This is a genomic window from Ignavibacteria bacterium, assembly GCA_017303675.1.
Lineage (GTDB): Bacteria > Bacteroidota > Ignavibacteria > Tepidaquicellales > OLB5 > OLB5.
Genome location: JAFLBX010000002.1, coordinates 264,761 through 278,809 on the forward strand (window position 1 = coordinate 264,761; position 14,049 = coordinate 278,809).

At 37.4% G+C, this 14,049-nt stretch carries 10 protein-coding genes; 5 read left to right on the forward strand and 5 right to left on the reverse strand.

Translation table 11 applies throughout. From position 1 onward, the window contains the following. Position 1 precedes the first annotated feature (1 nt). From J0M37_10435 to J0M37_10455, 5 genes are read right to left on the reverse strand one after another with little or no spacing between them, the layout of a single operon-like run. Positions 2 to 1,756: a PAS domain S-box protein gene (locus tag J0M37_10435; protein ID MBN8585503.1), complete on the reverse strand. Its 1,755-nt coding sequence runs from the start codon at positions 1,754 to 1,756 to the stop codon at positions 2 to 4. Continuing rightward, positions 1,734 to 2,468 (reverse strand): glycosyltransferase family 2 protein, encoded by a 735-nt coding sequence (locus J0M37_10440; protein ID MBN8585504.1) that lies wholly within the window; start codon positions 2,466 to 2,468, stop codon positions 1,734 to 1,736. Before J0M37_10440 ends, J0M37_10435 begins: the two co-directional genes overlap by 23 nt. Next, positions 2,455 to 3,387, reverse strand: coding sequence for an NAD-dependent epimerase/dehydratase family protein (locus tag J0M37_10445; protein MBN8585505.1), 933 nt, complete (start codon positions 3,385 to 3,387; stop codon positions 2,455 to 2,457). The genes J0M37_10440 and J0M37_10445 overlap by 14 nt, the downstream gene beginning before the upstream one ends. 7 nt (positions 3,388 to 3,394) lie before the next feature. After that, complete coding sequence (locus tag J0M37_10450; GenBank protein ID MBN8585506.1) at positions 3,395 to 4,084, reverse strand: class I SAM-dependent methyltransferase; 690 nt, start codon at positions 4,082 to 4,084, stop codon at positions 3,395 to 3,397. After that, positions 4,081 to 5,691 carry a DUF2029 domain-containing protein gene (locus J0M37_10455; protein ID MBN8585507.1) on the reverse strand — a complete coding sequence of 537 codons (1,611 nt, stop codon included), beginning with the start codon at positions 5,689 to 5,691 and terminating at the stop codon, positions 4,081 to 4,083. Before J0M37_10455 ends, J0M37_10450 begins: the two co-directional genes overlap by 4 nt. A gap of 122 nt (positions 5,692 to 5,813) precedes the next feature. Between J0M37_10455 and J0M37_10460 the strand changes: the two genes are divergently transcribed. The 5 genes from J0M37_10460 to J0M37_10480 all read left to right on the forward strand — a co-directional run bounded on the left by J0M37_10460 (position 5,814) and on the right by J0M37_10480 (position 14,021). Next, positions 5,814 to 7,145 (forward strand): AAA family ATPase, encoded by a 1,332-nt coding sequence (locus tag J0M37_10460; protein ID MBN8585508.1) that lies wholly within the window; start codon positions 5,814 to 5,816, stop codon positions 7,143 to 7,145. Between the two features lie 37 nt (positions 7,146 to 7,182). Then, positions 7,183 to 8,160: a T9SS type A sorting domain-containing protein gene (locus J0M37_10465; protein ID MBN8585509.1), complete on the forward strand. Its 978-nt coding sequence runs from the start codon at positions 7,183 to 7,185 to the stop codon at positions 8,158 to 8,160. Positions 8,161 to 8,443: 283 nt separating this feature from the next. After that, positions 8,444 to 10,576, forward strand: coding sequence for a T9SS type A sorting domain-containing protein (locus J0M37_10470; protein MBN8585510.1), 2,133 nt, complete (start codon positions 8,444 to 8,446; stop codon positions 10,574 to 10,576). 217 nt (positions 10,577 to 10,793) lie between these two features. Next, complete coding sequence (locus J0M37_10475) at positions 10,794 to 12,962, forward strand: T9SS type A sorting domain-containing protein (protein MBN8585511.1); 2,169 nt, start codon at positions 10,794 to 10,796, stop codon at positions 12,960 to 12,962. Between the two features lie 84 nt (positions 12,963 to 13,046). Further along, a complete protein-coding gene (locus J0M37_10480) occupies positions 13,047 to 14,021 on the forward strand; it encodes a T9SS type A sorting domain-containing protein (protein MBN8585512.1) in 975 nt (324 codons plus the stop codon). Positions 14,022 to 14,049: the final 28 nt, after the last annotated feature.

Genomic DNA, 14,049 nt, shown 5'->3' on the forward strand with positions numbered 1-14,049 from the left:
ATTAATCAGGTTGCTGCAATTCTATTTTGTCTTTTTTCTTTTCTTCAAGAACCGGTAGTGTAAAGAAAAATGTTGTTCCTTTACCAACTTCAGACTCAAACCAAATCTTCCCGCCGTGTTTTTCAATTACACGCTTGCATAATGCAAGCCCTATTCCGGAACCCGGGTATTTCCTGTGGTCATGAAGCTTCTGGAAAACTATAAATATTCTTTCGCTGAACCATTGTTCAATTCCGATACCATTATCCTTAACAGCGAAGAGCCACATACCATCCTTCTTTTCAGCGGATATATCAATTGTTGGTTTGTTTTCTCCCTGGTATTTTATAGCGTTAGCTATCAGGTTCTGGAATACCTGTGTTATCTGCACAAAATTGCCGAATATAACAGGTAAAGTAAATTGTTTGATGTTGGCTTTACTTTCCTTTATTGCCAGTTCAAGATTTGCCATAGCATCTTTAAGCGCAAGGTTACAGTCAACATTTTCTTTAACTGCCCGTTCGGTTCCAACCCTGGAATACATCAGAAAATCAGTTATAAGCCTGTACATTCGTGTAACGCCGTCATCTGCTGAATTTATCTGCTCTTCCATTTCAGGACCAAGGCGTTTTTTATATTTTTTGTTCAGGGTTTCAAGGAAGTTCTGTATTGAGCGCAGCGGTTCCTGCAGGTCATGTGAAGCTGCGTATGAAAATACGTACAGCTCTTCATTGGAAAGCGCAAGTTCTTCGGCATATCTTCTTAATTCTTCTTCGACCTGTTTTTTGAATGTAATATCCCTGGAAATTGCAGATACACTTGTTACAATACCTGATTCATCCCAGATAGGAGATAAGGTCAGAGAAACATCGATAATGGTTTTATCTTTTTTCTGACGTTTGGTTTCAAGAGATTCTATTCTTTCACCTTTTGCTACCTTATTCAAAAGATGGTTCAATTCGTTTTGTTTATAATCGGGTATAACAATGGAAATATTCCTTCCGATGGCGTCCTTTTCCCTGTATCCGTAAAGCTTTTCGGCGCCGGGGTTCCAGCTCTGGATCTGGCCGTCTATACTCATTGCATAAATAGCATCGCTGGAATTCAGCACTATTGATGCCAGCTGGTTTTTTATTTCTTCATTTTTCTTTTTTTCCGTTATATCTCTTATGATAGTTATAACGTGGGGTATAGAGTGATATTGTACCGGTGTTGAAGCTACGCTAACATCAAGGTAAGAACCATCAATTCTTTTAATGGTGATATCAATTACAGGAACCTTCTTCATGTATTTCACCATTTCTTCAATCCGCTTGCTTATCTTATCTTTGAATGAATAATGTATAAAATCATAAACGCTTGCTCCTATTAACTGATCTTCTGACTGAGCTCCGAAAAGATTAAGACCTGCCTGGTTTATGAATAAAAACTTACCATCCCTGTGTATTGTTATTGTATCCGGTGAAAGGTCAACTGTGCTCCTTAGCCTGTTGACATTATCCTGAAGCTCTTCAATATCTTTGGCCAGATCAGTGATCTGAATATGTGACTCTTTAGCACGTCTGCGTGAAAATATAGCGAAAGCAAATCCAAAAAGCATCAAAACAAAAAGGAGCTCTACTATCCTGAATCCTTCAGTATCCGCCGCAATATTTCTCATCCATACAAAGAAATCAAGCATGGATGCGGCAATAAGAATAATAATTATTACTGAAAAAATAATAATTATATCTTTTAAATCGCCGGATTCCCTTTTATTTTTTGTTTCGTCTGCCAATTAAATCATTCTTTAATTCTTTTCTCAGGTCAATTATTTCCCTGATGGTCCTGAAAATTATAGACGGCCTTGCAGCAGTTGATACACCATCAACCCTGGGCAGGTGCTTTACTCCGAGCTCGGTAAATGTGTAACCAAGAAGCTCGGCGCGTATCATTATTTCAGCATCAATAAATGCGTCTTTTGTGTTAACCTTGATATTTTTGAACAGGTCTGTTTTAATTATCTTGAATGCACAGTCGATATCTATATAGTCTATACCGAAAGTATACCGCAAGATATAATTATACACAAAGCTTGTAAGCTTCCTGTAGGGTGAGTATTGTTTTTTCTTTCTGTAGCCTACAACCATATCGCTGAAAGGAACCAGTGCCACGAACTTTTTTAATTCCTCGAGGTCAAACTGGTTATCTCCATCAGTATAAAAAACATACTCAAACCGCGCTGTAGTAAAACCTTCCCATAAAGTTGCGCCATAACCTTTGTTCTTTTCATGGTGTACAACCTTTACTTTTGGATATTGCGTAGTCAGCTTATCGGCAACGGCAGCCGTATTATCAGGGGAGCCGTCTTCAATGATCGTTATTTCATAATCCTTAAGCTGGAGCTCTTCCAGCACTGCAACAGCCTTATGAACAACTTTATCTATGTTCTTTTCATCATAATAAGCAGGGAAAAAAACAGAAAGCCGTATATCTTTATTCGTTATCAAGAAAATATCTCCATGTATTTTTTAATCCTTCGTTAAAGCTGAATTCAGGCACCCATTTCAAATTTCTGGCTGCAAGCCTGTTATCCAGAATATTAGAGCGTACATCAAATTTTCTGCCGGGCAGGTATTTAACGTCAAAATCCAGCTTCAAAACCCTACGGAAACGTTCAAGTATCTGGTTAATTGAATGACCTTTACCGCTGCTGATATTATAGATCCTGTTTGATGTTTTATCTTTTAAAGACCTGTAAATTGATCTTGCCCCGTCTTTTATATAAAAATAATCTCTTATAACCTTGCCATCACCCCATACTTCAAGAGTTTCTCCCTGCTTTATCTTATAGAGCAAATGTGCTATAAGTCCCTGTGTTAAAAAAGGATTCTGTCTTTCGCCATACGGGTTGGCAAAACGCAGTATTTTATAGTCGAGACCTTTTAATTCATTGTATAAAAACAGGTATTTTTCAATTGTAAGCTTAATAATCCCGTACGAGCTTGTTGGTTCTGTAGGATGTTTTTCGTTTATAGGCAGCTTAACGGGATTGCCGTAAACGGTTCCCCCTGAAGATATGAACACAAGCCTGTTAATATTATACTCAACACATTTTTCGAAAAGGTGAAGTGATGAAATAAGATTGCTTTCTACATCATAAAATGTATTTTGATTGCTTGTAGCCGGAACAGTTGAGCTTACAAGGTGAACAACATAATTCTTTCCTTTTAATGCTTTGGAAATATCGACTTCATTGTTGAAATCACCTTCAATAAAATCGATCTTATCGAGTATATGGGCTACATTTTTTTTGGATGCGTTCAGCTTATCAAAAACGGTGACGCGGATACCGTTTGCAAGCAGGTCTTCGGCAATATGTGAGCCTATAAAACCGCCGCCTCCGAATATTATACAGCTTTCCTTCATTATCTGTTTATTTGCTTAACTTCAAAACATATCTGAAAGGGATAAAACAAAAAGGTATTCTTTTAATTTTAAGAATCCTGAAAAACTTTGCAGCCTGATCTGCAATTAATTTTAGGCTGTAATTATGAATATGCCATTCATCCAGATTATTTTTGGATGCCAGGTCCCAATTGCTTTCTTTAGGCTCTAAAACTCTCCGTAAACCCGAATTTAACAGTATTTTTTTAGTAATAATAATCAATTTTTCGTTGGGTATTGAAAGGGAAATTATACCGTTATCCTTCAAAACCCTCTTCATTTCCATTAATAATTTTTCAGGTTCCAATACATGTTCAAACACTTCAGTACATAATATCCTGTCAAAACTTTTATCTTTAAAAGGCAGCGATTCGCCGTTTGCTCTGATTAATTTAGCTTTGTTTCCAAGCCTTTTTTCAGCGCGTTCGATCTGTACCGGTGAAATATCGATACCTGTAAGATTTCCTTTGCCTATCCTTTCGAGTATATGTCCTGCGCCGCAGCCTACTTCAAGAAGTTCATCGTTTTCTCTGATATCAGCTTCCTGAATTAATACCCTTATGCGCTTGTTTTCAATGAACCTGAATAATCGGTTGGGGTGATTATAGAATTTATCAAGATCATGTTTGATGGCATGTTCTTCATTCCACTTTTCAAAATCCCCGGGTGCGGGTCTCATTGTTTTTCAAAAATAAAGGAACCGAAACGCTGATCCTGTGAAATTATTTGTTTAATGAATCTGTATTTAGTTGAATCTTTCAGCACATCAAGCTGTACATCATTTTTGAATTCAGGTCTGTAACCGTAATGTGATTCCCATATCACGTATGAACCTTTAGGCGCTTCATTCAGATTTTTAAGGTCAAGCTTTTTCCAAAGCTTTTGTTCATCTTTATACTGTTTTGAATAAAACATAATGAACGTATGATTGGTCAGTTTTTCTTTTCCTTTAGCTTCAGCAATGGTATCAACAAACTCTGCGGTTTCACGGACAGAAATATTTTCAGGTGAAAGCTTTTTAGGCTCTACAAAATATAAATGTACAGCAGCAATTATTACCAACGCTATCCCAAGAGAAGACAGGTATTTTGCCCGCGATTCATTCCATAAAGCAATAGAAAGAACAAAAAATAAAACCACAAAAATGATCTTTATATACTCGGTTTTTTCAAGCAGAATAAAACCATCAGTAGCTTTGGAAAGAAACAGGAACACCAAAACAGCGAAAATTCCTGTTATTATATAATTGGTTGAACGGAAATTTTTAAGTGAAAGATTATTAAGGCCTACTGCTGCAAAAAATGCACAGATAGGCGATATATGAAGCAGGTAACGCCAGTTACCAGGATTAGGACCATCGCTTACCATAGTAAGCATCTGGATAATAAAAATCGAAATGAATATTATATAAAACTCAGCGTATTTCTTAAAATATTCTTTGATCTTTGATGTATCGTTCAGGAAGCCGAAAAATCCCAGGAGGAAAAGAGAGAGGCAAACAGGTCCGACAATAAATATATACACCTTGAAATAATGAAGCAGGCCCTGTGACTTATAGTTAAGCCCTGCAACAGACTGCATTTCAGTAAGTACAAATAAAATATCACCGGTTTTTATAAATCCCAATAAGTTATATAATACAGGAAATACAAATAATGCGGCGGCAAACAGGTATTGTTTGCGGTAAGCAAATATTACGGCAAATACAATTATAAGCAAAGCAATTTCCTGCCTGATAGTATATATATATCCAAGCAGAAGAGCGCTGAAGAGGAATTTTTCCTTTTTATAAAGTATAAGAAAGCTGACAATACATAATGCAGTAAAAATTTCAGAATATGACCTGAAGGAAAGATCTACATACAGCGGCTGAGTTGCCAGTAACAATGCCCCGATAATTGCGTAGCTTACTTTGTAAGTTCTAATCAGAATATAGGTAATATATACAGTTGCAGCCGCAATTAACGAATTGAAAATTAACACGGCATCATAACTGATAAGGGCAGGGATCACCATAAAAATCTTGTACCCGGGTTTAGGGCCGTTGCCCAAAATTACCCATGGATCTGCCCAGAAGTTTACCATGTTAATATACTGGGCTACTTCATCATCCTGGTAAAATCCAACCGCGATCTTGCGGTAAGAATAATATAAAATTGCCAGAACGGGAATAATAAGCCAGAAATATTTTGAATATTTAGCTTCAAATGAGGTTTCGCTATAAGGAATATTTAATACCGTTTCCTGCTTTTTTGATGAAATTTCAGTTGTCTTTTTCCTGCTCATTTAATAATTTTCTGCTCATAAAAAACAAATATATACAAGCAGGTGCTAAAATTCTATTCATTTTAAAGAATATTTCATTTTTGTATCTTTGGGTATAAAAGAAAAGAAGGAATTTACAATAAATGGCTAAATCCAAAAAAGATAATCCAACTGCCAAAAGACTGGAAGTAATTGAAAAGGAAATCAGCGAGCTTAGCGCCAAGCGTGATGAGCTTAAAGCTCATTGGGTATTGGAAAAAGAGCTGATTTCAGATATCAGGAAAATGAAGGAAGATGCAGAAAACCTAAAAACTGAAGCTGATAATTTTGAAAGGCAGGGCGATCTTGCGAAGGTAGCTGAAATAAGATACGGCAAGGTTATTGAGCTGCAGAAAAGTATCGGGGAAAAGTCATCCAAGCTGGCAGAGCTTCAGAAAAAATGGAAAATGCTGAAAGAAGAGGTCGATTCTGAAGATATCGCTGAAATTGTAGCTAAATGGACCGGCATACCTGTAAATAAAATGCTTGAAAGCGAGAGAACAAAGCTTCTGCAAATAGAAGAAAACCTGCATAACAGGGTCATTGGGCAGGATGAAGCTATCAGCGCTGTGGCAAATGCTATAAGAAGGAGCAGGGCAGGTTTGCAGGATATGAACCGTCCCATTGGCTCATTTATATTTTTAGGTACAACAGGTGTTGGTAAAACCGAGCTTGCCAAAGCGCTTGCTGAATTTTTGTTTGATGATGAACATAATATGATAAGGATAGATATGAGTGAATATATGGAAAAATTCTCTGTAAGCAGGCTTATCGGGGCTCCACCGGGATATGTTGGTTATGAAGAAGGCGGTCAGTTAACAGAAGCTGTCCGCAGGAAGCCATACAGTGTTGTGCTGCTTGATGAAATTGAAAAGGCGCATCCTGATGTATTTAACATTCTGCTTCAGCTGTTGGATGAAGGTACATTAACAGACTCACAGGGAAGAACGGTCAATTTTAAAAATACAATAATCATTATGACATCCAATCTTGGTTCGCACCTTATACAGGATGAACTAATGAACATTAATGATGATAACCGTGATGAAGTTCTGGGTAAACTGAGAGAAAAGCTTTTCGAGCTTCTTAGACAAAAGATAAGACCGGAGATACTTAACAGGATAGATGAAGTCGTAATGTTCAAGCCGCTTATGGGCAGCGAGCTTAGGAAAATTGTAGATATTCAGCTTGAAGGAATAAAGAAAATGCTGGCAAAGAACAGCGATATAGTGCTTGAAGTAAGCGATGAAGCAAAAGACTGGCTTGCGAAAATAGGTTATGATATTACTTTTGGCGCAAGACCTCTGAAAAGAACAATTCAAAATCATATTACTAATCCTTTGAGCGAAAAGATCCTTACCGGGGAAGTTCTGCCGGGAGAAAAGCTTGATATAACAGTAAATGACGCAGGAAAATTTTTATTCAACAATAAATAATATAAAAAACCATTTATTCATTTTTTAGGGGGGTATCATGAGATCACTATTTATCCTTTTCATATCGTTTTTTCTTTTAACAACCGGAATTAATGCATATAATACAGAATTTTCAGGTTCAGCATTCAGCGCTTTTCACGTTGTGCCTCCAAGTTATACAGGCACGCAAGGTACTGCTACTTTTTTGGGACCGCTGGGAAATGCACAGCGTACTTATCAGCTTTTAATACGGGATTCAATGCTCACAGCTATAGTAGGTCAGCGTATAACAGGGATGACATACAGGCTGCTTGGATCAGCTACCAACAACTGGCCGGCATCAGATATTACGTATGCAAATTATGATATTTATTTAAGCGAAAGTGTTGCACCTGAAAACCGCAGCCTGACATTCGCAGCAAATGTGGTGGGTGCTCAAAAGCGCATTAGGTTCGGAAGCCTCACGATAACATCAGGCTCATTCCCAGCAGGAGGAACACCAACTGCATTTGGTACAGATATAACATTTGATTCCGCTTATACATATAACGGCGGCCATTTGCTGATAGAGATAAGGCATACTGGATTCACCGGAACTTCAACAAGTGTTGATGCGATTTCTACATCAACCGGCGGTTACGCATTTTTATTCAGCGCCTGCTGGACAGGCAATTATACAGGTACATCAGGAACGCAGGGTAATTTTGCAGTAATCAGGCTCAATGCAAGTCCGCTTACTTCTACTGGTAATAACAGTGAGGTTATAAGAGATTTCAGCTTAAACCAGAATTATCCAAACCCGTTTAACCCTGTTACAAATATTTCTTTCAATTTAAAAAAGCAGGCTGTTATTACACTTAAAATATTCAATTTAGCGGGTGAAGAAGTTGAAACACTCATTAACGGTGAAAATATTCAGCAGGGTAGTACTGCAATAATGTATGATGCTTCAAAGCTGTCTTCAGGTATTTTTTTCTATTCATTATATATTGATGGTATCAAAGCAGATACAAAAAAGATGATGCTGGTAAAATAATTTCCGGAAAATATTTTCATGATTTAAGAGCAGCTATAGCTGCTCTTTTTATTTACAAAAATCATATTCACGCCTGATAATTATCGCAGCAGTTATAGCTGTAAAGACTACCTGATACATTTAGGGTCATAACCTTTTCAGTAATCTTCAATAGCTTTAAAAGTTAAACAAAGCAGGTAACTTTTCATAGAAATATTATCTTGTCATAAGGATTTAATACTGATATTTTTATACGAATTATCAAAGATAATATTAACTTACTCCATCTCGAAAGGGGGAACTCATGAAGAGAACTATTCTCTTTGCTTTTATATTTTTCATTACAACACTAATTTCATATTCACAATTATCCTGGAAGTGGGTACATCCTACACCACAGGGAAATACTTTAAGGTATGCAAAAATGTTTTCAGCTACTGATTGGGTAGCAGTTGGATACGGCGGAACATTTATGAAAACAACCAACGCCGGTGTTAACTGGTCAATTACACATGATGCTGCCGGTATAAAAACATCTTCACAGATTCTGTTATATAATGCCTGGTTCTTTAATATGACAACAGGTATTGTATGCGGTTCCAGCGGTCAGATCTGGAGAACAACCAACGGCGGGCTTAATTTTGATTCAATCCCAAGCGGTGTTACTTCAACATTATACGGTATTCATTTTGTTGATGCGAATACAGGTTATATTGGAGGTTCAAGCGGAGCTGTACTCAAAACCACAAATGCCGGTGTAAACTGGATAGCTTTGACAACAGGTGTAACATATACTATCAATAATATTTTTGCATTGAACAACAGGGTGTATTGCCCTACAAGCACTGCTTCAATATTATTAACATCATATGACGGCGGTACTACCTGGTTTAATGATACAACAGCTGCAACAGCAAATTCACTTTATGATGTTGCATTCAAAGATTCACTTACGGGAATTGTAAGCGGCGCTACTGCAACTGTAAGAAAGACTACTGACGCGGGTTTAACATGGGTACCGTTTACCGGATTACCATCAACTTCATTCTGGAGTATTTTGTACAATACAAATACATGGTATATTTCAGGTAACTCAAGCTGGATCTTCAGAAGTACTAATGACGGAGTTACTTGGGATTCACTTGCCCAAACCGGAAACCAATATTATACTTCAACATATTATTTTGTTGACAGAAACGGCAGTAATATGCTGAATGTTGGAGCTTTTGGATTAATAAATACTACAACAAACACAGGAACCAACTGGACTGCGCATAACTATCTTGGTTATTCAAGCACATTGAATGATATCTGGTGTGATAATATGAATGGTAAAGTAATTGCTGTTGGATTATCAGCACCTACTCCATATTTAGTTTCAACTAACGGTGGTACAAACTGGATATACGATATAGGAACCGGTATAACAACATCGATGTACGGATTAAATATGATTAATTCCTTGACAGGATATTCATCAGGCGCATCCGGTAAAATGTTTAAAACAACAAACGGCGGCATGAACTGGGATTCAGTTTCATTTGTAGGTGCAACCAGCACTTTATACTGTCCTGATTTTATCAGTCCTGATACAGGCTGGGTTTGCGGTTCATCAGGTACAGTGTATAAAACAGTAAACGGTGGTATGAACTGGACTTTGCAGACAACAGGAACTACATCAACTCTTTACAGAATTGATATGCTGAATGCTAATACCGGTTATTTTATCGGCGCATCAGGTACTGTTAGGAAAACTACAGACGGCGGAACTACATGGACAGCACAGACATCAAATTACAGTTCAACATTGTACTGGATAGATATGATCGATGAAAATAGCGGTTATATTACCGGTCTGGGTGGAACTTTAAGAAGAACTACCAATGGAGGAACGAACTGGGATACAGTTATGACCCCGATCTCAGCTTCACAATATTCCGTTTCTTTTGTTAATATGAATACCGGTTACGTTATTGGAGCTTCCGGATATACATTCAGGACTTCTAACGGCGGCACTACATGGGATATAAAAAATAGCGGAGCATCAACAATAAACGCTGTTTATGCTAAAGGATATGATTCTGCTTACATAGCTTCATCAAGCGCTATGGTTTTAAAAATGTATAATGCGCTTGTCGGGGGAATTACATGGTATAACCAGGTTCCTGAAAAATTCACATTAGACCAAAACTATCCTAACCCGTTTAACCCTGTAACAACAATTAAATTCGGGTTGCCGAAAGCTGCTAAAGTTACCCTAAAGGTTTATGATATCCTTGGCAGGGAAGTAAGCATATTGTTCAATAATGTAGATTTTAACCCGGGAACAGTAACGTATGATTTTGACGGAACTGAGCTGGCATCAGGAATATATTTCTATTCATTGATAGTGAACAATAATAAAATTGATTCCAAAAAGATGGTTTTAGTGAAATAATTTCGTAAAATATTAAAAAACAAAGGCACTGCAGATTAACCGCAGTGCCTTTTTTTATGTAAACGTAGAATTTTAAGATAAATTGATCCCGATAAAATGTAGGAAAATATAACCTTCTATATAGGATATATTTACCCTTGATGTAGGATAAATTAGTATATATATTATCATATTCATATTAAAAATTATTTTATAAACTACTAAAACGGGGGATTTTATGAAAATTTCTTTTCTTAAATCGGTATCTGTGTTTGTAATTCTTTTTTTATTCAATTGTTTAACATATTCGCAGGTTAATTCACCATGGAAGTGGGTCCATCCTACACCTCAGGGTAATACATTGCGATATGTAAAAACATTTAATGCAACTACCTATTATGCGATTGGTTATGCCGGAACGTTTCTAAAAACAACAAACTCTGGAACAAACTGGTTTATTACTACTAATGTGTTTGGTACTCAGGAAAATGGTCAGTTATTTGCATATTGCGGCTGGTTCTTTGACCAGAATATTGGTTTGGCCGGTGGTGAATCCGGAAAACTTGCAAGAACAACAAATGCCGGATTAACATGGGATACTATTACAACAGGAGAATCCGGTATTATTTATGGTATGCATTTTATAAATGCCAATACAGGATTCTTCAGTACCTCTACCGGAGGCAATATCCGAAAGACCACAAACGCCGGTTTAAACTGGACTGCAATATCTACTGGCGCTTCTGCAACATTATACAGTGTATTTGCTTTAAATAATGATACAATATTTGTTACCACAACAGCAGGTAATATTAGATACACTACTAATGGTGGAACTAACTGGACAATACAATCTACCGGAGCGTCAGTAACTCTTTATGATGTGCATTTTAAAGATGGAAATACCGGCTGGGTTTGCGGCAGTTCCACAGCAATTCGCGTTACCACTAATGGCGGATTGAATTGGACACAAACAAGCACGGGTTTACCCACAAGTACATTTTATGATGTTGCTTACGCTTCAGGAGTAACTGATGCAGATTATGTTTATGTTGCAGGTAACTCTTTTTATGCATTCAGAAGTTCTAACTATGGAACAACTTGGGATTCAGTTTCTATCGTCGGGAGTCAAACCTACGTTTCAACAATGTATTCCGTTGATAGAAATGCGAACAACATGGCTATTGTTGGAGCATTTGGGTTGATTAATACATCTACTAACGGCGGTGCAAACTGGACTGCACACAACTCTTTAGATTACTCAGGTACACTTAATGATATTTGGTGCGATAATATGAATGGAAGAGTTATCGCTGTTGGATCAGCAGCCCAATATCCTATTATTGTATCTACAAATGGCGGTTCGTCCTGGATATTTAATACCAGTACAAATGTTACTTTTACATGTTATGGAATCAAAATGTTGAATCCTACTACAGGTTATGTTACAGGTGCTTCCAGCAAGTTGGCAAAAACTACCAATGGTGGTATGAATTGGGATACATCAACTGTATATTCCACTTCTACTACAATGTATAATGTCGATTTTCCAAACGCAAACACAGGTTGGATTTCAGCCGCATCAGGTAGAATTTTTAAAACAACAAATGCAGGTGTTAATTGGGAATTACAAACAACCGGAATCACAAATACTCTTTATAATATAGATATGCTAGATGCTAATACAGGTTGGTTTGTAGGCACAACTGGTACAATCAGAAAAACTACTGACGGCGGAACAACATGGACGGCTCAAACTCCGGGTACAACATCATCATTGTATGATGTACAGATGTTTGATGCTAATACAGGATATCTTTGCGGTTTATCAGGTACAGTAAGGAAAACGACCAACGGTGGTGATAACTGGGATACAGTTGCGGTTCCATTTACATCAAGTTTATACATGTTGTCATTTTCAAATGTTAACACAGGTTTCATTGCCGGTGCAACCGGGTTAACTTACAGGACTTCTAACGGAGGTGCCGCTTGGCAAGTCCTTAATACCTCCGGATCTACAACAAATGGAATTTACGCTAAAGGTTATGATTCTGCTTTTGCAGTTGCATCATTAGGAGGAATTTTTAAAGTTTACAATCCTTTAACAGGCGGAATCACATGGAACAACGAAATTCCGGTTCAGTATACTTTATCACAGAATTATCCAAATCCGTTTAACCCAAGAACAGTCATAAAATTTGGTTTACCAAAAGCAGCGAGAGTAACACTCAAAATTTATGACATATTGGGTAAGGAAGTTGAAGCTGTATTTAACAATATGCAGTTCAATGCAGGAACAGTTTCATTTGATTTTGACGGCACAAGATTCGCTTCAGGTGTTTACTTCTATTCATTGATAGTTAATGATGAGAAGATAGATACTAAAAAGATGGTTCTTGTAAAATAAAATCAGAATAGCTAAATTTATGCGTTTACCGGAATGTTATCCGGTAAACGCATTTTTTTTAAATTAAATTATTGGGAGAGTCTAATGAATTTCGTATTACGATCTTTTTTAATTGCCGTATTTTTATTCATTGCGGCCGGGATTAAAGCAGGGGAAACTGAATCCGCAACAAGGGCATATCATGTAGTGCCGCCAAGTTATACGGGTACACAAGGTACAGGTACATTTCTGGGTCCGTTATCCGGTTCTCCAAGAACCTATCAAATGCTGATAAGGGATTCAATGCTCACTTCTCTGGTTGGACAGCAGATAACCGGTTTAACATTCAGGCTTCTTGCTTCTGCAAGCGCAAACTGGCCGGCTGCTGATGTTACGTTCACAAATTATGATATATATCTAAGCGAAAGCGTAGCACCCGAAAACAGGAGTTTAACTTTTGCGCAGAATGTAGTTGGAGTTCAGAAGAGAGTACGATTTGGAGGTCTTACGATCACTGCGGGTTCATTTCCATTTGGAGGCTCTCCAACCACGTTTGGAACCGATATAGCATTTGATTCTGCATATGTATATAATGGCGGACATTTACTCATTGAAATCAGGCACACCGGATTTTCAGGTACATCAGCCAGTACCGATGCTATACTAACTTCAACGAGCGGCTACGCATTTCTTTTCAGCGCATGCTGGACAGGAAGTTATGCAGGTACTGCCGGCTCGCAGGGTAACTTTGTAGTTACAAGGCTGAATGCAAGTCCGCTAACATCAACAGGTAATACAAGCGAGATAGTAAAAGAATTCAGCTTAAATCAGAATTATCCTAATCCATTTAACCCGGTAACGAATATTACTTTCAATTTGCAGAAATCAGCGAATGTTACACTGAAAATATTCAATGTTTCAGGTGAAGAGGTTGAAACACTTGTGAATAATGAATCAATGCAGCCAGGCACAAGATCAATTATGTTCAGCGCTGATAAGCTCAGCTCAGGTATTTATTTTTATTCACTCTTTATTGACGGTGCAAAAATAGATACAAAGAAAATGATGATGGTTAAGTAATAATAGCTATAATCAATCACTTGAGGGT

Excerpts from the sequence above, each read along its gene's own strand:
- J0M37_10445 (MBN8585505.1), bottom strand. The coding sequence starts at position 3,387 with ATGAAGGAAAGCTGTATAATATTCGGAGGCGGCGGTTTTATAGGCTCA.
- J0M37_10450 (MBN8585506.1), bottom strand. The coding sequence starts at position 4,084 with ATGAGACCCGCACCCGGGGATTTTGAAAAGTGGAATGAAGAACATGCC.
- J0M37_10455 (MBN8585507.1), bottom strand. The coding sequence starts at position 5,691 with ATGAGCAGGAAAAAGACAACTGAAATTTCATCAAAAAAGCAGGAAACG.
- J0M37_10460 (MBN8585508.1), top strand. The coding sequence starts at position 5,814 with ATGGCTAAATCCAAAAAAGATAATCCAACTGCCAAAAGACTGGAAGTA.
- J0M37_10465 (MBN8585509.1), top strand. The coding sequence starts at position 7,183 with ATGAGATCACTATTTATCCTTTTCATATCGTTTTTTCTTTTAACAACC.
- J0M37_10470 (MBN8585510.1), top strand. The coding sequence starts at position 8,444 with ATGAAGAGAACTATTCTCTTTGCTTTTATATTTTTCATTACAACACTA.
- J0M37_10475 (MBN8585511.1), top strand. The coding sequence starts at position 10,794 with ATGAAAATTTCTTTTCTTAAATCGGTATCTGTGTTTGTAATTCTTTTT.
- J0M37_10480 (MBN8585512.1), top strand. The coding sequence starts at position 13,047 with ATGAATTTCGTATTACGATCTTTTTTAATTGCCGTATTTTTATTCATT.